At 71.9% G+C, this 23,394-nt stretch carries 18 protein-coding genes and 1 pseudogene; 14 read left to right on the forward strand and 5 right to left on the reverse strand.

Annotation, left to right across the window (positions count from 1 at the left end; all coding sequences use genetic code 11):
* Positions 1-92: 92 nt before the first annotated feature.
* The 3 genes from ABZ865_RS22390 to ABZ865_RS22400 all read right to left on the reverse strand — a co-directional run bounded on the left by ABZ865_RS22390 (position 93) and on the right by ABZ865_RS22400 (position 2,148).
* Entirely contained in the window at positions 93-308 is a 216-nt protein-coding gene (locus ABZ865_RS22390) for a 4-oxalocrotonate tautomerase family protein (protein ID WP_361232900.1), read from the reverse strand.
* Between the two features lie 37 nt (positions 309-345).
* Complete coding sequence (locus ABZ865_RS22395) at positions 346-1,254, reverse strand: SDR family oxidoreductase (protein ID WP_361232902.1); 909 nt, start codon at positions 1,252-1,254, stop codon at positions 346-348.
* 108 nt (positions 1,255-1,362) lie between these two features.
* Positions 1,363-2,148 (reverse strand): SDR family oxidoreductase, encoded by a 786-nt coding sequence (locus tag ABZ865_RS22400; RefSeq protein WP_361232905.1) that lies wholly within the window; start codon positions 2,146-2,148, stop codon positions 1,363-1,365.
* Between the two features lie 138 nt (positions 2,149-2,286).
* On the opposite strand from ABZ865_RS22400, the gene ABZ865_RS22405 reads away from it, so the two are divergent.
* From ABZ865_RS22405 to ABZ865_RS22440, 8 genes and pseudogenes are all read left to right on the forward strand, one after another.
* Positions 2,287-3,135, forward strand: coding sequence for a helix-turn-helix transcriptional regulator (locus tag ABZ865_RS22405; protein WP_361232908.1), 849 nt, complete (start codon positions 2,287-2,289; stop codon positions 3,133-3,135).
* A 142-nt stretch (positions 3,136-3,277) separates the two neighbouring features.
* Positions 3,278-4,027 (forward strand): annotated as a pseudogene (locus ABZ865_RS22410) (GNAT family N-acetyltransferase); the annotation flags it as partial.
* A 123-nt stretch (positions 4,028-4,150) separates the two neighbouring features.
* Positions 4,151-6,793, forward strand: a complete 2,643-nt coding sequence (locus tag ABZ865_RS22415) for a glycosyl hydrolase (protein ID WP_361232911.1) — start codon at positions 4,151-4,153, stop codon at positions 6,791-6,793.
* Positions 6,794-7,005: 212 nt separating this feature from the next.
* Positions 7,006-8,181, forward strand: coding sequence for an NAD(P)/FAD-dependent oxidoreductase (locus ABZ865_RS22420; protein WP_361232913.1), 1,176 nt, complete (start codon positions 7,006-7,008; stop codon positions 8,179-8,181).
* A gap of 113 nt (positions 8,182-8,294) precedes the next feature.
* Complete coding sequence (locus tag ABZ865_RS22425; RefSeq protein WP_361232916.1) at positions 8,295-10,106, forward strand: RICIN domain-containing protein; 1,812 nt, start codon at positions 8,295-8,297, stop codon at positions 10,104-10,106.
* 48 nt (positions 10,107-10,154) lie between these two features.
* The gene (locus ABZ865_RS22430; RefSeq protein ID WP_361232919.1) at positions 10,155-11,027 is read left to right on the forward strand and encodes an inositol monophosphatase family protein; all 873 of its coding nucleotides are present in this window, start codon (positions 10,155-10,157) and stop codon (positions 11,025-11,027) included.
* 131 nt (positions 11,028-11,158) lie between these two features.
* On the forward strand, positions 11,159-13,699 hold the full coding sequence (locus ABZ865_RS22435) for a discoidin domain-containing protein (protein ID WP_361232922.1): 2,541 nt from the start codon (positions 11,159-11,161) through the stop codon (positions 13,697-13,699).
* Between the two features lie 98 nt (positions 13,700-13,797).
* Positions 13,798-14,046 (forward strand): chaplin, encoded by a 249-nt coding sequence (locus tag ABZ865_RS22440; protein ID WP_361232925.1) that lies wholly within the window; start codon positions 13,798-13,800, stop codon positions 14,044-14,046.
* A 65-nt stretch (positions 14,047-14,111) separates the two neighbouring features.
* Here ABZ865_RS22440 and ABZ865_RS22445 read toward each other — a convergent pair whose 3' ends face one another.
* Positions 14,112-15,308 (reverse strand): acyltransferase, encoded by a 1,197-nt coding sequence (locus ABZ865_RS22445; protein WP_361232928.1) that lies wholly within the window; start codon positions 15,306-15,308, stop codon positions 14,112-14,114.
* A 309-nt stretch (positions 15,309-15,617) separates the two neighbouring features.
* Here ABZ865_RS22445 and ABZ865_RS22450 point away from each other — a divergent pair, with 309 nt between their 5' ends.
* The 4 genes from ABZ865_RS22450 (at position 15,618) to katG (ending at position 20,518) form a co-directional block, all read left to right on the forward strand.
* Positions 15,618-16,997: a serine hydrolase domain-containing protein gene (locus ABZ865_RS22450; RefSeq protein ID WP_361232931.1), complete on the forward strand. Its 1,380-nt coding sequence runs from the start codon at positions 15,618-15,620 to the stop codon at positions 16,995-16,997.
* A 121-nt stretch (positions 16,998-17,118) separates the two neighbouring features.
* Complete coding sequence (locus ABZ865_RS22455) at positions 17,119-17,580, forward strand: GNAT family N-acetyltransferase (RefSeq protein ID WP_361232934.1); 462 nt, start codon at positions 17,119-17,121, stop codon at positions 17,578-17,580.
* A 228-nt stretch (positions 17,581-17,808) separates the two neighbouring features.
* Positions 17,809-18,246, forward strand: coding sequence for a Fur family transcriptional regulator (locus ABZ865_RS22460; protein ID WP_361232937.1), 438 nt, complete (start codon positions 17,809-17,811; stop codon positions 18,244-18,246).
* 46 nt (positions 18,247-18,292) lie between these two features.
* The gene (gene katG, locus ABZ865_RS22465) at positions 18,293-20,518 is read left to right on the forward strand and encodes a catalase/peroxidase HPI (RefSeq protein ID WP_361232940.1); all 2,226 of its coding nucleotides are present in this window, start codon (positions 18,293-18,295) and stop codon (positions 20,516-20,518) included.
* A gap of 117 nt (positions 20,519-20,635) precedes the next feature.
* Here katG and ABZ865_RS22470 read toward each other — a convergent pair whose 3' ends face one another.
* The gene (locus ABZ865_RS22470; RefSeq protein ID WP_361232943.1) at positions 20,636-21,196 is read right to left on the reverse strand and encodes a heme-binding protein; all 561 of its coding nucleotides are present in this window, start codon (positions 21,194-21,196) and stop codon (positions 20,636-20,638) included.
* A gap of 252 nt (positions 21,197-21,448) precedes the next feature.
* Here ABZ865_RS22470 and ABZ865_RS22475 point away from each other — a divergent pair, with 252 nt between their 5' ends.
* On the forward strand, positions 21,449-22,639 hold the full coding sequence (locus ABZ865_RS22475) for a sensor histidine kinase (protein WP_361232946.1): 1,191 nt from the start codon (positions 21,449-21,451) through the stop codon (positions 22,637-22,639).
* Positions 22,636-23,319, forward strand: coding sequence for a response regulator transcription factor (locus tag ABZ865_RS22480; protein WP_361232949.1), 684 nt, complete (start codon positions 22,636-22,638; stop codon positions 23,317-23,319). The genes ABZ865_RS22475 and ABZ865_RS22480 overlap by 4 nt, the downstream gene beginning before the upstream one ends.
* The last annotated feature ends 75 nt before the right edge of the window (positions 23,320-23,394 follow it).

Raw genomic sequence — 23,394 nt, forward strand, 5'->3', positions numbered from 1 at the left:
GGGTGCCGTGATTGGCTGTGATGCCGCGATGCCGTGCTGCGGTGGTCCGCGGACGGTGATCCACTGTGGTGCCGCCGGGCGGAGCGCGCCAGTCAGTCCTCGGACGAGTCCTGGATCATGGCCAGGGTCAGTACGTCGCCCCCGATGCCCCAGCCGCCGTCGGCGACCTCCTCGACCAGCACCATCGTGGCGGCGCGGGCGCGCTCGCCGTAGATCTCGACGTACAGCTCGGTGGTACGGGTGACGATCAACTCCTTCTGCTTCTCGTCCAGGCTTCCGGCGGGGACCTTGAAGTTGGCGAACGGCATGATGATTCTCCTTGCTTGACGGTGTGTCAGGGCGATGTCAGAGCGAGCTGCCCGCGGTGAGCAGATCCTCGAGTCCGGCACGGCGGAAGAAGTCGGCGCGGACGCGGTCGGCGACCGCCGAGACCACCTCGCTGCCGTCCCGGCTGGGGTCGACGTGAGTGCGCAGCGGCCGGCTGCCGGCGGGCAGGTCCACCAGGCGTACGACCGTCTCGGCGACCTGCGCCACGTCCGCGTCCGGCGGGATCAGCGCCGCGAGCCTCTTGTCGAGGCCGGCGAGCAGCGTGCCGTAGCGCTCGTCGTAGGCGGCGGCCCGGTCGGTGTCGGCGGGCGTGCCCGCGTGCGCGAAGTGGTTGGTGCCAGAGGTGAACGCTCCCGGGACGACGATCGCGGTGTCGATGCCGAACCGGATCAGCTCGGCGGCGTAACTCACCGCCAGCGCGTCCATCGCGGCCTTCGCGGCGAAGTACGGTGCCAGGAACGGCGGACAGCCGCCCCGGGTGCTGGAGCTGCCGATCCACACCAGCAGTCCCTCGCCCCGCTCCCGCAGGTGGGGCAGCGCGGCCCGGTTGACACGCTGGGCGCCGAGCACGTTGACGTCGTACAGGTCGGCGAGCTGCTCGGGGGTGAACGCCTCGGCGGGTCCGCTGACCATGTGGCCCGCGTTGTGGACCAGCACGTCCAGGCGGCCCTCGGCGGCCAGGATCTCGGCCACGGCCGTGTCGGCGGAGTCCTGGGAGGTGACGTCGAGCTCGACCGCGCGCAGGGCCACGCCGTGCTCGGCCGCGTACCGGTCGAGCTCGGCCACGGCGGGTGCGTTGCGGGTGGCCGTCTGCCGGATGCCCGCGTAGACGGTGTGACCGGCGTCGGCGAGCGCGCGCACGGTCAGCGCGCCGAAACCGCTGGAGGCGCCGGTGACCAGGACGGTCCGGGGTATGTCGGTGGGCATGATTCCTCTTGGGAGTACGGGGAGTACGGGGAGTGAGGTGAGAACGCGGAGTACGGGGAGACGGGGAGGCGCGGGGGCGAGTAGGCGCCGAGGAGAGACGGGGAGCTGTCAGACGATTCCGCCGTTGGCGCGCACGACCTGGCCGTTGACCCAGTGGCCGGCCGGGGAGGCGAGGAAGGCGACCACCCCGGCGATGTCGGCGGGCGTGCCGAGCCGCTCCAGCGGGGGCTGGGCGGCCAGCTTGGCGATGGTCTCCTCGTCCTTGCCGTCCAGGAACAGATCGGTGGCCGTGGGCCCGGGAGCGACGGCGTTCACGCTGACGTCCCGGCCGCGCAGCTCCCGGGCCAGGATCATGATCATCGCCTCGACCGCGCCCTTGCTGGCGCTGTAGGCGCCGTAGGAGGGGAAGGACAGGCCCACCACGGAGGTGGAGAAGGCGATGAACGAGCCGCCCCGGCGCAGCGTCCGGGCCGCCTGCCGGGCGACCACGAACGTGCCGCGGATGTTGGTGCGGTGCAGCGCGTCCAGCTGCGCCAGGTCCAGCTCGGCGATCGGCGCGAGGTACATGCGGCCGGCCGCGTGGACCACGACGTCGACTCCGCCGAACTCGCGGGCGGCGGTCTCGAACAGCTCGGCGACCTGCGTCTCGTCGGCGACGTCGGCGCGGACGGCGATCGCGCGGCCGCCCGCCGCGGTGACGTCCTTGACGGCGGCCTCGGCCGCGTCGCGGTTTCCCGCGTACCCGACCACGACGGCGTAGCCGTCGGCGGCGAGCCGGGTCACCGTCTCGCGCCCGATACCGCGGGAGCCGCCGGTGACGATGGCGACGCGAGGTGCCGCGGTTTCCCGCGGTGCCGAGGTTTCCTGCGGTGCCGAGGTTTCCTGCGTTGACATGGGAACTCCTGATGCTGGAGGGGCCGGTTCTGCTCGTGTCTCCAGCCTGCGCGGCTTGTCCCGTGCCAGCCACGGCTCGGCTCACCCTGGGGTCGGCAACCCCTGGCTCCGGGCCGCCGCGGGAGTGACCATGGGGACGTGAACCATGCCGAGCTCGCCGCCTTCCTGAAGTCCCGCCGCGACCGGGTCCGCCCCGCCGACGTCGGCCTGCCCACCGGGCCCCGCCGCCGGGTGCCGGGCCTCAGGCGCGAGGAGGTCGCCCAGCTGGCCGGGCTCTCCGCCGACTACTACACCGAGCTGGAGCGCGGCCGGGGCGCCCAGCCCTCCGCGCAGGTCCTGGTCGCGCTCGGCCGTGCGCTGCGGCTGAGCGGCGACGAACGCGACCACCTCTTCCACCTCGCCGACCGCCCCGGGCCGGCCGCTCACGGCACCGCGGTGCACGCCCAGCCCGCCCTGCTCGGGCTGCTGGACCGGCTCACCACCACCCCGGCCCAGATCATCAACGACCTGCACGAGAACCTCGCCCAGAACCCTCTTGCCGTGGCGCTGGTCGGCCCGGCCCCGGCCACCCGGGGACCCGAGGCGAGCTTCGTCTACCGCTGGTTCACCGACCCCGGCGCCCGTGACCTCTACCCGGTCGAGGACCATCCGCACCACTCGCGGGTCTTCGTCGCCGACCTGCAGGCGGTGGCGGCCCGGCGGGCCAGGGACCCCGAACTCACCCGCATGGTCGCCACGCTGCGCCGCCGCAGCGAGGAGTTCGCCGCACTCTGGGAGCAGCGGGACGTGGCCCTGCGCCGGACCGACCACAAGCGGATCGTCCATCCCCTGCTCGGCGTCATCGAGCTGGACTGCCACAGCCTGTTCAGCGAGGACGGCCGCCAGCGCCTGCTGTGGTTCAGTGCCCCGCCCGGCACCGAGGGCGCCGCACAGCTGGAGCTGCTGTCGGTCATCGGGACGCAGGACTTGGCGGCCGGCACGGAGTGATGGGGCAGCCCCTCCAGTCGTCCCCACTCCGCACCCGTGCCCGGGGACCCATGGCCGGTCATCGGTCGCCCCGGGCACCCTTAACAGCCTGCGTGGTGTTTCGCGACGTTTGACCCGTCGCGACTGACCGTCAGCAGTCGCGCAGCCCGGCGTCACCTGGGACACGCAGGAACTGCTGCGGGCCTGCGGGCTCGGCATCTTCGAGTTCGATCATCTCGTGCAGGAGCAGCGGCCGTTCGTCCCGCACGTCACCGGCACCTTCGCCTCACCGGTCATCGACGTGAAACCCGGCGACGGCACCTACGCCAAGTGGCTGCGCGGCGCCTACCCGGGGCTGGCCAAGACGACGCTGAAGAAGGAGCGCCGGCTCGGGCGGGACATCGGTGAGGTGCGGTTCGAGTTCGACGAGCGAAGTCCGGCGCCCTGCGCACCCTCATGCGGTGGAAGTCCGCCCAGTACCGCAGGACGGGACGCATGGACCGGTTCGCGCGGCCCTGGATCGTGGACCTCGTGGACCACCTGTTCCACGTCCGCGAGGAGCACTTCACCGGCGTGCTGTCCGTGCTGTACGCGGGTGACCGCCCGGTCGCCGCCCACTTCGGCCCGCGCTCCGGCACGGTCCTCGCCGCCTGGTTTCGACAAGGAGTACAAGGACTGGCTCAAGACCCGCGAACTGCGCGCCGGCGAGGGCTTCGCCGCCCGCACCCACCCCGTGGCCGTGGTACAGCGGCTGTGGCGCCGGCCCGTGCGCGGTCCGCGCAACACGGTCCTGGCCCACCCCCGGCTGCGCGAGCCGGCCGACCGGCTGCTGAGGACGGTGGGGGAGGTGCGCAGCCGGGGCCGTTCGGCCGTGCCGGACGCCGCAAAATCACCGGCCGAAGCGGGCAGTTGACGGGCCGGATCTCCCTCAGTGGCAGGTTCTCGTCAAAGATTTAGCCAAGCGGCGGACGTTCCCGCCTTCCCGTGATCGGGTCTCCTGCGTCGGCAGTGTCGATCCCCATCCGGGAGGTCCTTGGTGTCCGTGCCAACCCGCAGAAGACGGTGGTTCACCGTCTGCGCGATCACCGCGTCCGCCGCACTCATCGCGATACCCCCGTCCGCCGCCTCCGGCCGCGGCGGCGCCGGCCCGTTCGGAGTCCGTACCCTCGGCCAACTCGCCAAGGAGCGCCAGCAGTCGGTAGGCGCCATGTCCCCGCATCTCCAGGCGAAGGACGACGACGGCGGCGAGGCGGACGAGATCGCCGAGGGCGCCGACCAGTACGCCGAGGCCCGCACCTCACCCGGTGTGGTCGCCCCCGGCGCGTACGGCGCCGCCTGGCGCGACCTGCGGAACTTGCCCTCCACGAAGGGCAGTTGGCGTCACGTCACCGGTCTGCCGTACAACTCCGACGACGCGCGCTACCGCGACATCGACTCCAACTCCAGTGGCGGCTCCGGCAACGTCACCGGTCGTATGGCGGCCATCGCGGCCGACGACGACGGCTATGTCTACGCGGGCAGCGCCGGTGGCGGCGTGTGGCGCTCGCGCAGCGGAGGCGGCCACTGGAGGCCCATCAGCGACCGGCTGCCCGCCCAGTCCACCGGCGCCCTCGCCGTCGACGGATCGGGCCGGCTGTGGCTCGGCACCGGCGAGGCCACCACCAACGCGGACGCCTACCTCGGCAGCGGCGTGTACGTCCTGCCCGACCCGCACGAGGGCACGTTCTCCCCGCACCGCCGGGTCGGCGGCGACGAGCTGGAGAGCACCACCATCCACCAGCTGCGCTTCGGCGGCGGCAAGGTGTGGGCGGCCACCAGCGAGGGCGTGTGGAGCCACTCCACCAAGCGGCTGAGCGGCGCCTGGAAGCTGGAGTACGCCCCCAACCCCGACTATCTGCGCGGTGGTTCGAAGGCGGGCGACCCGGCCGCCCCGTACAAGAACATCACCAACGACATCGCCATCGACCCCAAGGACCCCTCCAAGGTGGTCCTCGCCGTCGGCTGGCGCAGCGGTGACGACTACAACGGCTTCTTCACGAAGGTCCGCGGCGTCTGGACGCGGATCACCAGCGGCCTCGGCGACCTCCCGGCCGACGCCGACGGCGTCGGCAACGTCACCTTCGCCCGCTCCGCCGACGGCTCCCGCTACTACGCCATCGACCAGTCCCCGGAGCAGCTCAATACCAATCCGGACAGCGGCCTGGAGGGCATCTTCGTCTCCACGTCCGGCTCGCCGACCGGCCCCTGGACGAAGATCGCCGACTACAAGGGCCTGGCCGCCGACAACTCGGCGCTGACCTCGCCCGGTTACATGCCCGGCGTCCAGGCCTGGTACAACCAGTTCCTCACCGTCGACCCGAGCGACCCGCGGCACGTCTACGCCGGCCTCGAAGAGGTCTACGAGACCAAGGACGGCGGCAGCACCTGGTCCACCGTCGGTCCGTACTGGAACTTCGGCTTCTCCTGCTGGAGCATCGACCCGGCCAAGCAGAGCGGCGACTGCAACGCGACCACGCACTCCGACCAGCACGGTGTCGCCATCGGCCGCTACCACGGCAAGAGCTGGGTGTACGTCGGCAACGACGGCGGTGTCTACAAGCGCCCGGTCCACGGCGCCCAGGACGCCGACGGCCACGCCACCGACTGGACCTCCCTCAACGACGGCACGATCGACACCCTGCAGTACTACTCCGTCGGCATCGGCAAGGACCTCGACCACGGCGGCCTGACCGTCACCGGCGGCCTCCAGGACAACGGCCAGTCCGTCCTGCGCAGCGACGACAAGGTGATGGGCTCCAACTTCGGCGGTGACGGCGGCGACACCCTCACCGACCCCGCCAACGGCTGCAACATCGCCGAGGAGTACGTCTACCTCGCCATCCAGGTCACCCAGAACTGCGCGGTCAACGACGGCAGTTGGATCACCGACCCGGCCAAGGCCACGTCGTACGGGGTCGCCCCGGCCGACAACGCCACCGGCGAGGCCCGCTTCATCGCCCCGCTCGCGGCCGACCAGAAGAACGCCTCCACCTGGATCGCCGGCGGGCGCCACGTCTGGGTGCAGACCCACGGTTACGCCATCCGCAGCGGCTCCGAGTGGACCGCCGTGCACGACTTCGGCGCCGGACGCGTCGCGACAGCCGTGGCGGCCTCGGGCGGGAAGATCTACGCCGCCTGGTGCGGACCGTGCAACAACCAGGGCTTCGCCCGGGGCATCGCCGTCGGCAACGCGGACGGCACCGGCTGGCACGACATCGCCCTGCCGGTCGACGGGACCGTGCCCAACCGCTACCTCAGCGGCTTCGCCGTCGACCCGAAGAACGCCGACCACGTCTTCCTCGCGGTCAACGGCTTCTCCCGGCACTGGACCGAGGGTCCCGGCGCGGGCGTCGGCCACGTCTTCGAGTCCAGGGACGGCGGCACCACCTGGAAGGACATCTCGGCGAACCTGCCCGACGTGCCGACGAACTCCGCGCTCGTGACGGCGGACGGCGGCCTCGCCGTCGCCACCGACCTCGGCGTCGTCTACCGCGCGCCGGGCCGCACGACCTGGCAGCGCGTCGGCGACCTTCCGGCCGTCGCCGTGCTCCAGCTCAAGACCAGCCCGAGTCGCGGCACCCTGTACGCGGCCTCCCACGGCCGGGGCATCTACGCCATCAAGCTGCGCGACCTCGACTGAGCCTCCCGCGGCCCCGCGAACGGGTGACCCCGGCACCTCCGGGGTCACCCGTTCCGCGTGTCCGGCGCGCGCACGCCGGAGAAACCGATCGCGGCGCGCCGACGGCCGCAGCTCCCCTGAGACGCGGCCGAATGTGGTGCCTCGGGTTGCCCGCCGCGCCCCGCATGCCGTACGTCTGCCGAGTCAACGCGACGGAACGGTGGGGTGGACCGATGGCACGCATCCTGGTGATCGGCGGCGGTATCGCGGGCACGGCGGTCGCGCTGGGCCTGCACAAGGGCGGCCACGACGTCGCCGTGTTCGAGGCGCACCCCGACACCGCCGAGGATCTCGGCGCCTTCCTGACCCTGGCGACCAACGGCATGCGCGCCCTGGCGCAGTTGGACGCCACGGACACCGTCGCGGCCGTCGGTTTTCCGCTGATTTCCCTGCGCCTGCTCGACAGCCAGGGCGCAGAGGTCACGCGCGCACCGCTCGCCGGCGCGGGCGACCCCGCCCTGCGCTACCGCTGTCTGCGCCGCGGCGAGCTGAACGCGGCGCTGCAGGCGGAGACGGTCCGGCGCGGCGTACCCCTGCGCCACGGCACCCGCCTGGTGTCCGTGGCCGACGGCCCCGACGGCGTCACCGCGCATTTCTCCGACGGCACCACTGCCACCGGAGACCTCCTGATCGGCGCCGACGGCTTGAACTCGACCGTGCGCCGGCTCACCGTCGCACCCACCACGCAGCCCCGGTACGCCGGCCAGCGCGTCTACTACGGCTACACGGACGGGGACGTCGCGGCCGAGGGCACCGGCGCCATCACCATGGTGCGGGGCACCGAGGCCGCCTTCGGGTACGCGGTCTCGCCGGCGGGGGAGACGTACTGGTTCGCCCGCGTCCTGGGTGACCCGCTGCCCGCCGGCGGCCCGGACCACGGCACGGCCGCCGAACGGCGCGACGAACTGCTCCCGCTGCTGCGCAAGGACGCCGCGCCCGCCGCGGACATCGTCGCGGCCTGCGCCGACCGGGTCATGGTCACCAACGCGACCGAGATGCCGCTCGGCATCCCCTGGCACACGGGCCGCGTCCTCCTCGTCGGCGACGCGGCGCACGCGGCCTCCCCGGCGACCGGTCAGGGCGCCTCGATGGCGCTCGAGGACGCCGTCGTCCTCGCCAAGGCCCTGCGCGACACCCCCGATCCGCGGTCCGCGTTCGCCCGCTACGAACAGCACCGCCGCCCCCGCGTCGAACTCAACATCACCGTCAGCGGCGCCATCTCCCGCGGCACCCACACCCCGTCACGCACCGGTTCCACCGCCCCGGGCGCCTCACGCGAGGACGACACGCTGATCCGTCAACTGGACTGGGAAACACCGCTCGTCGAGGAACGCGATCCGGAGGCCTGAGGGGCGCGCCGCCGCGAAAGTGCAAGAGGCGGCGCATGGGAGTCCATTGCCGACGTGACCGCCGGGCCCGGATCGTTCCGGTGCAACCGGCCCTTCGGCAACAAGGAGCACTCGTGCGACTCTTGAGCAGAGCGGGCGGCGCCGTGGCCACGGCCGTCGCCCTGGTCCTGGGCGGCGGCACGGCGGTCCCGGCGTCCGCGTCCGCCCCCGGCGCCGCCGCGACGTACAGCGTGACCGTGGGGACGCCGGTGCCCTTCGCCCACCCCACGGACACCCCCGCCACCCCCTACGTCGACCGCGACGGCACCTTCCACTACCAGCAGTCCGCCGCGCTCTACGGCGCCAAGGACCCCCGCACCTGGGACTTCTACACCGGCAAGGACTTCGACACCGCCGCCTTCGACAAGAAGCTGAGCACCGCGGTCAACCCCGCGAACAGCGCCGACCGCAACGACGACACCACCTGGCGGTGCAACAACAGCCCCACCGGCCGTGAGGCGACGTACGCCCCGGCAGGCTCGGGCTACGCGCAGAAGAACTACTGCGACCTGTCCGGCGTCTGGATCGACCCCGACACCGGCGACTGGTACGGCCTGGTGCACAACGAGTTCACCCCGCAGCCCTTCGGCGACGGGCTGCACTACGACGCCATCGACTACGCCGTCTCCACCGACCGCGGCCGCACCTGGACCATCGAGGACCACGTCCTCACGTCCCCGTACAGCACCGAGCGCGGGGACACGACGGCCTTCCCGAACCAGACGTACTCCTACGGCGACGGCGACCAGCGCCTCTTCGTGGACACCGCCTCCGGCTACTTCTACGCCTATTACGGCTCCCGGATCGTGGACAAGAAGGGCGGCTGGAAGGCCTTCTACGAGCACGTGGCCCGCGCCCCGATCTCCGCCAAGATGGCGCCCGGCTCCTGGCGCAAGTGGTACGACGGCTCCTGGTCCCAGCCCGGCACCGGCGGCCGGGAGAGCAACATCGTGCCCGTCGACACCGACCACCCCACCGGCTACACCCCCGCCTCCGCCGAGTACGACCCGGCGAACACCGGCACCGCCGCCGAGCAGATCGCGGCCGGGAAGATGCCCCCGACCTCCCCGCTGTTCGTCATGAACATCGCCTACGACGCCTACCTCGGCCTGTACATCGGCGAACCGCAGGCCGTCGACCAGAGCGGCAACTCGTCGCAGTACTTCTACGCCACCGACGATCTGGCCTCCCAGCAGTGGCACCTCATCGGCGACACCGGCGCCTACACGAACGCCTCCTGGTACCGCTGGTTCCTCGACAGCGCCAACCGCACCAGCTCCGCCGTCGTCGGCAGGACCTTCCGCTCGTACTGCGCCTTCGGCTGCCACCACGACGCCTCGGGCGAGTACGTCGACGTCACCATCGACACGGCCGCGCCCGCCGCGCCGCCCGTGGACAGCGGCCGCCGCTACCGCATCGCCAGTGGCGCCGGCAGGGTTCTGGCCCAGGCCTCCGGCGGCTCCGCGACGACGTCCGTCGCCGCCTCCACCGGCTCGCTCCGCGAGTCCTGGGTCTTCACCCCCACGGGCGACGGCGCCTTCACCCTCGCCAACGCCGCGACCGGCCGCCTGCTGGGTGTCGACTCCGGCTCCACCGCCGGCCGAGCCTGGGGCGCCCGGCCGACCGTCACCGCGGCACCGTCCGGCGGACCGGCCGTCGGCCAGCAGTGGTTCCTGATCCCGAACGCGGGCGGCGACCACTCCTACCGCCTGGTCAACCGCTACAGCGGCCTCGTCCTCGCCCTGTCCGGGACCTCGACCCGGCGCGCCGAGACCACAGTGCCCCGCAACTGGACCGACTCCAGCGGCAGTTCGGTCGGCGGCGGCCGCACCGCGGCCGAGCAGACCCTGTCCCTCACCCCGACCGGGCAGGCCGCCAGGCCATGACCGGACCCGGGCCCGCCGCCCGGCGGGCCCGGTGCCTATCCTGCTCGCATGGTGATCGACAACGCGGAGAACCGGGAGTCCGACGCCCAACTGGCCCTGAGGGCGGCGCGGGCGGGCGCCGAGGTGGTGCGCGCGATGTACGGGGCATCCCTCCCGCGGTTCGAGAAGTCGGCCGGTGACTTCGCGACGGCGGCGGACCTCGCCGCCGAGACGGCCATCGTCGAGGTGCTGCGCGGTGCGCGGCCCGACGACGCCGTCACGGGCGAGGAGAGCGGCAGCACCGGGGCCGCGGGGGCCCACCGGCGCTGGCTGGTCGACCCGCTGTGCGGCACCCTCAACTACGCGGTACGGAACATGCTGGTGGGCGTGAACGTGGCCCTGCGCGTGGGCGACGAGATCACGGCGGCCGCGACGGCCGACCCGTTCAGCGGCGAGGTGTTCTGGACCGACGGCGACCGGGCCCGGGTTCGCAACATGCACGGGAGCGCGGACGAGGACGCTTACGGGGACGCGGACGAGGACGCTTACGGGGACGAGGAGTTGGCGCCCACGCCGGAGTCCCGGCTGGTGGACGTCAACCTCGATCCGCCCTTCCCGAACGCACCCGGCTTCCGGGCGGTCCGGCTCCTGGCCGACCCCGGCTTCGCGCAGCGGTTCCGGCCCCGGGTGGTGTCCACGACGCTCGCGGTCGCCTGGGTGGCCGCCGGCCGGCGCGCCGCGTACGTCACCGACGGCGACCTGCGCGACAGTGTGCACTTCGCGGCCGGGATCGCCCTGTGCCGGGCCGCCGGCTGCGTGGTGACCGGCATCCACGGCCAGCCTCTGCACACCGGCGCGGGCGGGCTGATCGTGGCCGCCGACGACGAGACGCACGGCGCGCTGCTGAGCATGATCAAGGGGCAGTTGCCACACGGCAGTTGAGACATCAGTTGAATCATTTGGCTTCCGAAGGCTTGCCGCCGGCTTGGCTCATCACTTAAATCAAAGCATGAACTAAGCCATGGGCTTGGTTGCTTGGTTGCGTGACCCCACACCCGCAGGGAGCCGCCGGAATGAGACTGAGATCCCTGGGCATCGCGCTGGCCGCCACCGCCGCGCTGATCGCCCTGCCCGCCAACCAGCCACCGGCCGTCGCGGCCGACACCCCGCTGTCCCAGGGGAAGACGGCCACCGCGTCCTCCGAGGAGAACGGCGGCACCACTGCCGCCAAGGCCGTCGACGGCGACACCGGGACCCGCTGGTCCTCGGCCGCCGGCGACGACCAGTGGCTCCAGGTCGACCTGGGCGCGACGGCCACGGTCACCCAGGTGGTGCTGAACTGGGAGACCGCCTACGGCAAGGACTACAAGGTCCAGATATCGAAGGACGGCACCACCTGGACCGACCTGAGGTCCGTCACCGGCTCCGACGGCGGCGTCGACACGCTCGACGTCTCCGGCCAGGGCCGCTACGTGCGGATGCTCGGCGTGCACCGCGCCACTCAATGGGGCTACTCCCTCTGGGAGTTCCAGGTCTTCGGCACGGCGAGCGGCACCCAGCCCGCCTGCGGCACCGCGAACGCCGCCCAGGGCAGGCCCGCCGCCGCCTCCTCCACCGAGAACGCAGGCACCCCGGCCTCCGCCGCCTTCGACGGCGACACCGCGACCCGCTGGTCCAGCCAGGCCTCGGACCCGCAGTGGGTGAGGGTCGACCTGGGCTCGGTCCAGAGCCTGTGCAAGGTCGACCTGAACTGGGAGACGGCGTACGGCAAGGACTTCCAGATCCAGGCCTCCACCGATGGCCAGAACTGGAGCACGCTCAAGAGCGTCACGGGCGCGACCGGCGGCACCGCCTCGTACGACGTCAGCGGGTCGGGCCGCTACGTCCGCGTGTACGGCACCGCGCGCGGCACCGGCTACGGCTACTCCCTGTGGGAGGTCGCCGTGCACACCGGCTCCACCGGCGTCCCGCCCGTCCAGGGCGGCGGCGACCTCGGCCCGAACGTCATCGTCGTCGACCCGTCGACGCCCAACCTGCAGCAGAAGTTCGACGACGTCTTCGCCCAGCAGGAGTCGAGCCAGTTCGGCACCGGCCGCTACCAGTTCCTGCTCAAGCCGGGCACCTACAACGGGATCAACGCCCAGATCGGCTTCTACACCTCGATCTCCGGCCTCGGCCCGAACCCCGACGACACGCAGATCAACGGCGACATCACCGTCGACGCGGGCTGGTTCAACGGCAACGCCACCCAGAACTTCTGGCGTTCGGCGGAGAACCTGGCCATCAAGCCGTCCAACGGCACGGACCGCTGGGCGGTCGCCCAGGCGGCCCCGTTCCGCCGCATCCACGTCCAGGGCGGCCTCAACCTCGCCCCGAACGGCTACGGCTGGGCCTCCGGCGGCTACATCGCGGACTCGAAGATCGACGGCACGGTCGGCCCGTACTCCCAGCAGCAGTGGTACACTCGCGACAGCTCGGTCGGCGGCTGGACCAACGGCGTCTGGAACATGACGTTCTCCGGCGTCCAGGGCGCACCCGCGACCAACTTCGACAGCGGCCCGTACACCACCCTGGACACGACACCGGTCTCACGCGAGAAGCCGTTCCTGTATCTGGACGGCTCCGCCTACAAGGTGTTCGTCCCGGCCAAGCGCACCAACGTCCGCGGAGTCTCCTGGCCGGCGAACGCGGGCACCTCGATCCCGCTCGACCAGTTCTACGTCGTCAAGCCGGGCGCCACCGCCGCCACCATCAACCAGGCCCTCGCCCAGGGCCTCGACCTCCTCTTCACCCCGGGCGTCTACCACCTCGACCAGACCATCGACGTCACCCGCGCGAACACCGTCGTCCTCGGCCTCGGGCTCGCCACCCTCGTCCCGGACAACGGCGTCGACGCGATGCACGTGGCCGACGTCGACGGCGTCAGGCTGGCCGGCTTCCTGATCGACGCGGGCCCGGTCAACTCCGACACGCTCCTGCGGATCGGCACCCCCGGCGCCATCGCCGATCACTCCGCCAACCCCACCACCATGCAGGACGTGTTCATCCGCATCGGCGGCGCCGGACCCGGCCTCGCCACCAACTCCGTGGTGGTCGACAGCAACAACGTCATCGTCGACCACACCTGGATCTGGCGCGCCGACCACGGCAGCGGCGTCGGCTGGGACACCAACCGCGCCGACTACGGCCTGCGGGTCAACGGCAACGACGTACTTGCCACAGGCCTGTTCGTCGAACACTTCAACAAGTACGACGTGTACTGGAACGGCGAACGCGGCCGGACGATCTTCTTCCAGAACGAGAAGGCGTACGACGCCCCGAACGCCGCCGCCATCACCCACGACGGCATCGTCGGCTACGCGGCCTACAAGGTCGCCGACTCCGTCACCGCCCACGAGGCATGGGGCCTGGGCAGCTACTGCAACTACACGGCCGACCCGTCGATCGTGCAGGCCCACGGCTTCCAGGTGCCGGCCACGGCAGGCATCAGGATGCACGACCTGCTGGTGATCTCCCTCGGCGGCAAGGGCCAGTACGCCCACGTCGTCAACAACACCGGCGCCCCCACGTCGGGCACGGACACGGTCCCCTCCAAGGTGACCCAGTTCCCGTAGCGGTTCCCATGGCGCCCCGAACGGCGTAGCAGGGCAGGCGCCCGGGGCGGGGTGCCGGTCAGATGGAAGCGTTCCATCGTCTACTAGTGAGGCAACTCATGCGTATGCGCAGCTTTGCTACGACCGCCGTTCTCGCCGGTACCCTGGCCCTGACGGGTGCCACGGCAGCCCACGCGGCGGACCCCGACCCGACGGTCGGCGTGACGGGCAACAGCCCGGGCGTCCTCTCCGGCGACGTGATCCAGATCCCGGTCGACATCCCGGTCAACGCCTGCGGCAACTCGCTCAACCTCCTCCTCGCGCTGCTGAACCCGACCAGCGGCAACACCTGCATCAACAGCGGCTGACAGCGGCCCGTGCGCCGGTTCCCACGCGTGGGGACCGGCGCACGGCTGTTCGGAGAACGGCCCGTTCAGTCCCGTGCGGCGCTCGACGCCTCTCGGGTGGACGGCACCGGCTCGCGTTCCGGGGCGGAGCGGGAGCGGCCGCGGCGGCGCAGGAGCAGGCGTCTGGCCGGGCGTTCGACCGCCTCGTACAGGACCCAGGAGAGCGCGAGGGAGAGGGTGAAGGCGGCGGTGGTGACCGCCAGGCCGGCCAGGATGCCGAAGTGCGGTTTGCTGCCGAGCAGGTTGGTGCCCGCGCGCAGGACCAGCAGATGGATCATGTAGAAGGCGAACGACAGTTCCCCCAGCCGCACCATCCGCCGGTGCCGCCACAGCGAGGGCAGCCCCTTCAGGTCCGCCACGGCCGCCGCGGGGATGAGCACCGTGAACCCGGCGAGGGTGCAGACGGTGGCCGGATAGCCCGGGGTGACCTGGGGGACGAGGAAGTAGCCGATGATGGCCAGCGCCAGCGACGCCTCCAGTCCGGGCCCGCGCCACCGGCCGAGCAGCACCAGCCGCGCCGTCACCGCGCCGAGGACGAACTCGGGCAGCCGGGCGGCGGGCAGGGAGTACAGCGACTCGCTCGTCCAGTGGTGGGCGTCCGCCCGGGCCAGGACCAGCACCGACACCACCGCCAGGGCGCCGAGCGCGACCGTGCCCCGGGCGCCGAGCCGGCGCAGCAGCAGGAAGAGCAGCGGGAAGGCGGCGTAGAAGAACGCCTCGCAGGCCAGCGACCAGCTGACCGGGTTCAGGGTCTGCCACCAGGGGTGCCACCAGGAATGCAGCAGCAGAGCGTTCGCCAGTGTCTGTGAGGGCGTCGGCTTCGGCTGACGGGCCAGCGTGTACGCCATGAGGAACGCGACCCCGAGCGTCACCAGGTGCACCGGGTAGATCCGCGCGATGCGCCGCCGCCAGAAGCCGAGCGCGCGGTCGTGCGGCCGGGCGGACCACGTCAGCACGAAGCCGGAGAGCACGAAGAAGAACGAGACGCCCGTGGCGCCTGCCCCGAATCCCCAGAAGACCAGGTGGCCGGCGTAGCCGCCGAAGTAGCCGAAGTTGTTGACGTGCAGGCCGAAGACGAGAAGTGCCGCCATCCACCGCAGTCCGGTGAGGGACGGCAGGGACGGCGCCGCGGCGGACGGGGAGGATCTGGACGTGGCCGGGGTCGGGGCCGCGCCTGTCCGTGTGGGCGGCGTCCGGGTCTCCCGGGTCGTCGCCGTACTCATCCGATCACCTGCCGCAGGAGGTACGCGTGGGGCATGAAGGGGAACGTTGCCCGTTCGCCCCCTCTCATTCACGTCACGTTGCAAAGGTCACACTGCTGCCGAACGACGCAGCCCCCGGTATGCCACGGATGGCCCGGCCCGGTGCACCCGTACGAGTGAGGGCCGCCGGCGGTCCCGGTCCGCTCGGCGAGGTCTCTCACGAGCCCGTATGAACTAAGTTCAAGTGAGCACTTGCACTTTGTTCAGGTGGGCTCTAGAGTCCTCTTGTACTTAGTTCAAGCGGTGTTCCGGCGAATGGGAGGGGTCATCATGACGCAGCAGGCGCTGTCGGAGTTCGTGGCGGCGACGGCCAAGGAGTACGGGGTTCCCGGTGTGGCCGTCGGGATCTTGATGGACGGTCAGGAGATGTATGTCTCGCACGGCGTGACGAGCCTCGACCAGCCGCTCCCGGTGGACGAGAAGTCGCTGTTCCCGCTCGGGTCGATCAGCAAGTCCTTCACCGCCACCGCGCTGCTGCGCCTGGCGTCGGAGGGCCGGGTGGAGCTGACCGCGCCGGTGCGCCGGTACGTCCCCGAACTCCGGCTCGCCGACGAGCGGTCGGCGGAGCGGATCACCGTGCTGAACCTGCTCAACCACACCGCGGGCCTGGAGTGGAACCTCATCGGCACCGATGCCGAGGACCTCTCCCTGTCGGCGTTCGTGGAGCGGATGGTCGGCCTCGACATCATCGCGCCGCCCGGCACGCGGGCCTCGTACAGCCAGGCCGGGTACAACCTCGCGGGCCGGGTGATCGAGAAGGTCACGGGTCTGCCGTTCGAGCGGGCCGTGACCTCGCTGGTCCTGGAGCCGCTGGGCCTGACCGGCACCTGCTACGACCTGGACGACGCCATGGCCGCACGGTTCGCCCGGGGGCACAACCGGGACGAGGACGGCACGGTCCGGCCCGTCCAGCCGTGGACCGTGTACCGGGGCGGCGGGCGCGCCAACAACCCCGGCGGCGGTGGACTCGTCTCCTGCGTCGGCGACCTGCTGCGCTGGGCCCGCTTCCACCTCGGCACCGGAGAGGGCGTGCTGCCCGCCGAGGCGCTGCGGAGCATGCGGACGCAGACCGTCGAGCTGCGCGGCAGCACCCTCGGGGACGCCTTCGGCATCTGCTGGTTCCTGCGGGACGTGGACGGCGTCCGCACGGTCGGGCACGGCGGTTCGGGCCACAGCCACTTCGCCGAACTGCTGCTCGTGCCCGAGCGGAACTTCGCCGTCGTCGCACTCGCAAACGGTGGACCGGACGGCTACCAGTTCAACCAGTCGGTGGCCCGCTGGGCCCTGGAGCACTGCCTCGGCGTGGTGGACCGGGACCCCGAGCCGGTCCCGTACGACGAGGCGCGGGCCCGGCAGGTCGTCGGCCGCTACGAGATCGGCCCCATGAACCTCGACATCGCCGCCGACGGCGGCCGGCTGACGCTCGCGGTCGGGATCAAGCCGGAGATCCGCCACGCGTCGGACACCGAGATGCCGCCGGACTACGCGGCGGCCGGCCTCGGGTTCCTGCCCGGCGACGGCGACGAGTACATCATCACGGAGGGCGGCCTGAAGGGGCAGCGCGGCTTCTTCACCTTGGACGACGACGGCACGGTCACCGGCGTCGACCTCGCGGGCCGGCTCTTCAGTCGGGTCCGGGAGACCTCTTGACCGGGGCGGCGGGCGTGGGACCCGGCGACGGCTCGTGGAGCCGGGCCGGGCGCGCGGTGGGGAGCCAGGCCGGGCGACGCCCTATGGACAGGCCGCACATGCGCTGGAAGCATTCCCGATCATGAATCGGAGTGTGCGTGTGCGGCCCGCCGAACCCGCTGACCACGACCAGGTCATCGCCGTCGTGGACGAATGGTGGGAGCGGCCGATCCGCTCGGTGCTGCCCCGGCTCTTCCTGGACCACTTCCACCGCACGAGCCTGATCGCCGAGGACGACGCCGGTCTCGCGGGCTTCCTCGTCGGCCTGATGTCCCCGTCGGCGCCCGACGCCGCCTACATCCACTTCGTCGGCGTGGCACCACGGCTGCGCGGCACGGGACTGGCCCGCCACCTCTACGAGCGCTTCTTCGAACAGGCCTCGGCCCAGGGCCGTACCCACGTGAAGGCGATCACCTCCCCGCAGAACCGGGGATCCATCGCCTTCCACACCGCGATGGGCTTCACGGTCACTGGCCCCGTCCGCGACTACGACGGCCCCGGAGTCGACCGGATCGTGTTCGAGCGCCAGCTGCCCGCGGTCTGACCTCCCCGACGCGGCGCTCACCCGTTCGGAGGACCCCTCGGCTTGCCGTGCCCGCGCGGCGGAAGCGCGGCCACATGATGCGTACCGGGCGCGTGATGCGTACAAGACGCGCGAGAGTCATGCCCAGGAAGCGTGTGCATAAGCAAATTCAGGTCTGCGGGCAAGAGGCCAGAATTGCATCGTTCGTTTTCTTGAATCCTTCGTGTTTATGAGGGTAGGTTCGGCCCCATGACCGCATCCGAGACTCCGACCACCGCCGAGGAGCTGCGCGGTGCCGGCCTGCGCGTGACGGCGGCCCGCGTCGCGCTGCTGGAGACCGTCCGGGGCGGTGACCACCTCGGCGTCGAGGCGATCGCCTCCGGGGTCCGCGAGCGCGTGGGCCACATCTCTTTGCAGGCTGTCTACGAGGCCCTGCACGCGCTCACCGCGGCGGGCCTCATACGCCGTATCGAGCCGGCCGGCAGCCCCGCCCGGTACGAGGGACGCGTCGGCGACAACCACCACCACGCCGTGTGCCGCTCGTGCGGTGCCGTCGTCGACGTCGACTGCGCGGTCGGCGAGGCACCCTGCCTGACCGCGTCCGACGACCGTGGCTTCGCGATCGACGAGGCCGAGGTCGTCTACTGGGGCACCTGCCCCGACTGTTCCAACGGCCGCAGTTTCTGAGCACCGATTCTGAGCACCGATTTCCGTCCAGTTCGGAAGGATTGCCATGACTGAGAACTACGACGCACTCGCCGCGAAGACGGAGGAGGGGAGCGGCGGCTGCCCCGTCGTGCACGGGCGTGCCCCGCACCCGACCCAGGGCGGCGGCAACCGTCAGTGGTGGCCGGACCGGCTCAACCTGAAGATCCTTGCCAAGAACCCGGCCGTGGCCAACCCGATGGACGAGGGCTTCGACTACGCCGAGGCGTTCCAGTCCCTCGACCTTCCGGCCGTGAAGCGGGACATCGAAGAGGTGCTCACCACCTCCCAGGACTGGTGGCCGGCCGACTTCGGCCACTACGGCCCGCTCATCATCCGCATGGCCTGGCACAGCGCGGGCACCTACCGCATCAGCGACGGCCGCGGCGGCGCCGGCGCCGGCCAGCAGCGCTTCGCGCCGCTGAACAGCTGGCCCGACAACGCCAACCTGGACAAGGCCCGCCGTCTGCTGTGGCCGGTCAAGAAGAAGTACGGCAAGAGCCTGTCCTGGGCCGACCTCATGATCCTCGCCGGCAACGTGGCGCTGGAGTCCATGGGCTTCACGACCTTCGGCTTCGGCGGCGGCCGCGAGGACGTCTGGGAGGCGGAGGAGGACGTCTACTGGGGTCCCGAGACCACCTGGCTGGACGACCAGCGCTACACAGGCGACCGCGAGCTGGAGAACCCGCTCGGCGCCGTCCAGATGGGCCTCATCTACGTCAACCCGGAGGGCCCGAACGGCAACCCGGACCCGATCGCCGCGGCCCGCGACATCCGGGAGACGTTCCGCCGCATGGCGATGAACGACGAGGAGACCGTCGCCCTGATCGCCGGCGGTCACACCTTCGGCAAGACCCACGGCGCGGGCCCGGCCGACAACGTCGGCGCCGACCCCGAGGCGGCCGGCCTGGAGGAGCAGGGTCTGGGCTGGAGCAGCACCTACGGCACCGGCAAGGGCGCGGACGCCATCACCTCCGGCATCGAGGTCACCTGGACCACCACGCCGACCCGGTGGAGCAACAACTTCTTCGAGAACCTGTTCGGCTACGAGTGGGAGCTGACGAAGAGCCCCGCCGGCGCCCACCAGTGGAAGCCGAAGGACGGCGCGGGCGAGGGCACGGTCCCGCACGCTCACGACTCCGCGAAGAAGATCGCGCCGAACATGCTCACGACGGACCTGTCGCTGCGCTTCGACCCGATCTACGAGCCGATCGCCCGCCGCTTCTACGAGCACCCCGAGGAGTTCGCGGACGCCTTCGCCCGCGCCTGGTACAAGCTGACCCACCGTGACCTGGGCCCGAAGTCGCTGTACCTCGGCCCGGAGGTCCCGGAGGAGACGCTGCTGTGGCAGGACCCGCTGCCGGAGCGCGAGGGCGAGCTGATCGACGACGCGGACGTCGCGTCCCTCAAGGCCAAGCTGCTCGACTCGGGCCTCACCGTGTCCCAGCTGGTCTCCACCGCCTGGGCGTCCGCGTCCACCTTCCGCGGCAGCGACAAGCGCGGCGGTGCCAACGGTGCCCGCATCCGCCTGCAGCCGCAGCGCGGCTGGGAGGTCAACGAGCCCGACGAGCTGGCCCAGGTGCTGCGCGTCCTGGAGGGAATCCAGCAGGAGTTCAACGCCTCCTCCGGCGCCAAGAAGGTCTCCCTCGCCGACCTCATCGTCCTCGGCGGTGTCGCCGCGGTGGAGAAGGCCGCCAAGGACGGCGGCCACGAGGTGGAGGTGCCCTTCACCCCGGGCCGTGTCGACGCGACCGAGGAGCACACGGACGCCGAGTCCTTCGAGGCGCTGGAGCCCGTCGCGGACGGCTTCCGCAACTACGTGGGCAAGGGCAACCGCCTGCCGGCCGAGTACCTGCTGCTCGACAAGGCGAACCTGCTCGACCTGAGCGCGCCCGAGATGACCGTCCTCGTCGGCGGCCTGCGCGTCCTGGGCGCCAACCACCAGGGCTCGCGCCACGGTGTCCTCACCGAGACGCCCGGCGCGCTGACGAACGACTTCTTCGTCAACCTGCTCGACCTGGGCACGACCTGGAAGTCGACGTCCGAGGACGCGACCACGTTCGAGGGCCGTGACGCGGCCACGGGCGAGGTCAAGTGGACCGGCACCCGTGCCGACCTGGTCTTCGGCTCGAACTCCGAGCTGCGCGCCCTCGCCGAGGTCTACGCCTCGGACGACGCGAAGGAGAAGTTCGTGAAGGACTTCGTCGCCGCGTTCGACAAGGTCATGAACCTCGACCGGTTCGACCTCGTCTGAGCCGTCCGAGCACAGTGCTGAGCACAGTGCTGACGGCCTGAACAACCGTCCGAAGGCGTCCGGTCCGGCCCGTGAGGGTCGGACCGGACGCCTTCGCCGTGCCGGGGGCGGCCGGCCTCAGTGGCCCAGCACCGCCACGCCCGCCTGTGCGTACTTCTCGTCCAGGTCGCCGGACGGGGCGCCCGCCACGCCGATGCCCGCGACCGGGGCGCCCTTGGCCGTGACCGGGGCACCGCCGCCGAGGAACAGCGTGCCCGGGATGTCCTTGAGGTTCGGTGCCTGCTCCAGCCGCTTGGCCAGCTCCGAGGTGGGCGCGTTCCAGGAGACCGCGGTGAACGCCTTGCGCTCGGCGGACTCGTACGACTGGGGGCCCGCGCCGTCGCCGCGCAGGGTGACGATCGTGTTGCCGTTGCGGTCGACGACCGCCACCGACACCTGCCGGCCGTCCTTCTCGGCGGCGTCCACCGCGGCCTGCGCCGCCTCGGTGGCCGCGTCCAGGGTGAGGTGGGTGCTCTGCGTGAGGTCGCCGCCCCGGACGGACACGGCGGCGGGAGTGATGCCCTCGGAGTCGGCGGCGTTGGCGGCGACCGTACCGACGACACCCGCGCCGACGACGGCGAGGGCGGCACCGCCGAGCAGGACGCGGCTACGGCTGGACGGCTTCTTGCGGCTGGGCATGACAGGGCCTCTCTGCGGTGGACCGGCAGTGGGATGCGGGGGCGGTGTCGCTCCCACATCGATCCTCGGCCCGGATCCGGCCCTTCCCCGTCGACGGACCGGTGGTCCCGGGGGTCATCCGATCGGATGACCCCGCCCGCCGGGGACCAGGGAACAATGGAAGGTGTTTGCCCAGTTCAGCGCAGAGACGGGGCAGAGACGGGGCTCAGAGAGAGCGCAGAGACGGAGCCCGACGTGAGGGAGCGAGCGAGGATGAGGGAGGAGCCGCCGGCAGCCACGCCCGAGCGGGACGACACCCGCGCCCTCACCATCGTCATGCACACGGCGTTCTTCGTGCTGCTGGCCGCGTCCCTCGCCCGCTACCTGGCCCGGCACGCCGAAGGCCCGCGCACCCCCTGGGTCATCGCCCTCTCCGTGCTGCTGGCCGTGCTGTACGTGCTCGGCCCGGCGATCGGCACCCGCCCCACCCTGCGCCGGCTGACCTGGCTGGGCCTGGTCGTCGCCGCCTGGGCCCTGCTCGTCGTCCTCGCGCCCAGCTTCGCCTGGTGCGCGGTCCCGCTCTTCTACACCGGTCTGCGCACCCTGCCGCCGCGCGCCGCCGTCCCGCTCGTCGCGCTGCTGACCGCGCTCGCGGTCGCGGCCCAGCTGAGCCTCGCGGGCTGGCCCGACCCCAATCTGCTCCTCGCGCCCCCGGCCGTCGCCGCCGTCGCCACCACCGTCTATGTCGTCATGCAGCGCCAGTCGGCCCGCCGCGACACCCTGATCGCCGACCTGGTCCGCACCCGGCGCGAGCTGGCCGCCACGGAGCGCCGGGAGGGCACCCTCGCCGAACGCGAACGCCTGGCCCGCGAGATCCACGACACCCTCGCCCAGGGCCTGTCCAGCCAGCGGATGCTGCTGCAGGCCGCGGACCGGCTCTGGGACACCGCCCCCGACACGGCCCGCGACCACGTCCGTACGGCCGCCTCCATCGCCGAGCGCAGCCTCGCCGAGGCCCGCCGTTTCGTCCACGACCTGACCCCGGCCGACCTCGCCGAGGGCGGCGGCCTGCTCCAGGCCCTGCGCGCGGTCGCCGAACGCGAGACGACGCCCGCGCTCACCGTCCGCGTCCACACCGAGGGCACCCCGCCTGCCGCGCTGCCGGCGCCCGTGGAGTCGGCCCTGCTCCGCATCGCCCAGGGCGCCCTGGCCAACGTCCGCGAACACGCGAACGCCGCGACGGCCACGCTCACCCTGACCTGCCTGGACGACCAGATCGTCCTGGACGTGACCGACGACGGCCGCGGCTTCGACACCGGTGCGGTCCCGGCCGGCGGGGACCGCGGGCACGGCCTCCCCGCCATCCGCGCCCGCCTGCGCCAGCTGGGCGGCACCCTGACCATCGAGTCGGCCCCCGGCGAGGGCACAGCACTGTCGGCGGCGATCCCGTTGGAGCCCAGATGAGCGAGCCACCCAAGACGGCCGAGACACCCCAGACACCGGGTACGGCAGGCGGCACGCCGCCCGTGCGCATCCTCGTCTGCGACGACCACGCCGTCGTACGCGCCGGACTGCTCGCCCTGCTGCACAGCGCGCCGGACATCGAGGTCGTCGGCGAGGCGGGCAGCGGCGAGGAGGCCCTCGCCCTCGCCCGCAAGGTGAACCCGGACGTCGTCCTGATGGACCTGCAACTGGGCGCCGGCATCGACGGCGTGGAGACCACCCGCCGTCTGCGGTCGACCGCACCGGCCCCGCACGTGCTGGTCCTGACGACGTACGACACCGACGCCGACGTCACCCGCGCCGTCGAGGCGGGCGCCACCGGTTACCTGCTGAAGGCGGAGCGCCCCGAGGACCTCTTCGCGGCCGTCCACGCCGCCGCCCAGGGCCGCCCGGCCCTGTCACCCCCGGTCGCCGACCGCGTCATGTCCCGGCTGCGCGATCCGCGCCCCACCCTCACCCCCCGCGAACGCGACATCCTCGCCCACCTCGCCCGCGGCCTGGCCAATCACGCCATCGCCCGCGCCCTGTTCATCAGCGAGGCCACGGTCAAGACCCACCTACGCCGCATCTACGACAAGCTCGGCGTGGACACCCGGGCGGGCGCGGTCGCGGTGGCGAAGGAACAGCGGCTGCTGCCCTGAGCGGATGCGCTGCTGTGGCGGTGCGGCGCCACCGCGCGCAGCGTGGGAGGGAGGGGCGAATGTCCCGAGCCCGGT

Origin of the sequence: Streptomyces sp. NPDC047085, from assembly GCF_040643735.1 — a bacterium.
In the GTDB taxonomy this organism is placed as follows: Bacteria; Actinomycetota; Actinomycetes; order Streptomycetales; family Streptomycetaceae; genus Streptomyces.

Bases quoted from the DNA above. Each gene is read 5' to 3' on its own strand.
- ABZ865_RS22390 (WP_361232900.1), bottom strand. From the start codon at position 308: ATGCCGTTCGCCAACTTCAAGGTCCCCGCCGGAAGCCTGGACGAGAAG.
- ABZ865_RS22395 (WP_361232902.1), bottom strand. From the start codon at position 1,254: ATGCCCACCGACATACCCCGGACCGTCCTGGTCACCGGCGCCTCCAGC.
- ABZ865_RS22400 (WP_361232905.1), bottom strand. From the start codon at position 2,148: ATGTCAACGCAGGAAACCTCGGCACCGCAGGAAACCTCGGCACCGCGG.
- ABZ865_RS22420 (WP_361232913.1), top strand. From the start codon at position 7,006: ATGGCACGCATCCTGGTGATCGGCGGCGGTATCGCGGGCACGGCGGTC.
- ABZ865_RS22430 (WP_361232919.1), top strand. From the start codon at position 10,155: ATGGTGATCGACAACGCGGAGAACCGGGAGTCCGACGCCCAACTGGCC.
- ABZ865_RS22435 (WP_361232922.1), top strand. From the start codon at position 11,159: ATGAGACTGAGATCCCTGGGCATCGCGCTGGCCGCCACCGCCGCGCTG.
- ABZ865_RS22440 (WP_361232925.1), top strand. From the start codon at position 13,798: ATGCGTATGCGCAGCTTTGCTACGACCGCCGTTCTCGCCGGTACCCTG.
- ABZ865_RS22445 (WP_361232928.1), bottom strand. From the start codon at position 15,308: ATGAGTACGGCGACGACCCGGGAGACCCGGACGCCGCCCACACGGACA.
- ABZ865_RS22450 (WP_361232931.1), top strand. From the start codon at position 15,618: ATGACGCAGCAGGCGCTGTCGGAGTTCGTGGCGGCGACGGCCAAGGAG.
- ABZ865_RS22455 (WP_361232934.1), top strand. From the start codon at position 17,119: ATGAATCGGAGTGTGCGTGTGCGGCCCGCCGAACCCGCTGACCACGAC.
- ABZ865_RS22460 (WP_361232937.1), top strand. From the start codon at position 17,809: ATGACCGCATCCGAGACTCCGACCACCGCCGAGGAGCTGCGCGGTGCC.
- katG (WP_361232940.1), top strand. From the start codon at position 18,293: ATGACTGAGAACTACGACGCACTCGCCGCGAAGACGGAGGAGGGGAGC.
- ABZ865_RS22470 (WP_361232943.1), bottom strand. From the start codon at position 21,196: ATGCCCAGCCGCAAGAAGCCGTCCAGCCGTAGCCGCGTCCTGCTCGGC.
- ABZ865_RS22475 (WP_361232946.1), top strand. From the start codon at position 21,449: ATGAGGGAGGAGCCGCCGGCAGCCACGCCCGAGCGGGACGACACCCGC.
- ABZ865_RS22480 (WP_361232949.1), top strand. From the start codon at position 22,636: ATGAGCGAGCCACCCAAGACGGCCGAGACACCCCAGACACCGGGTACG.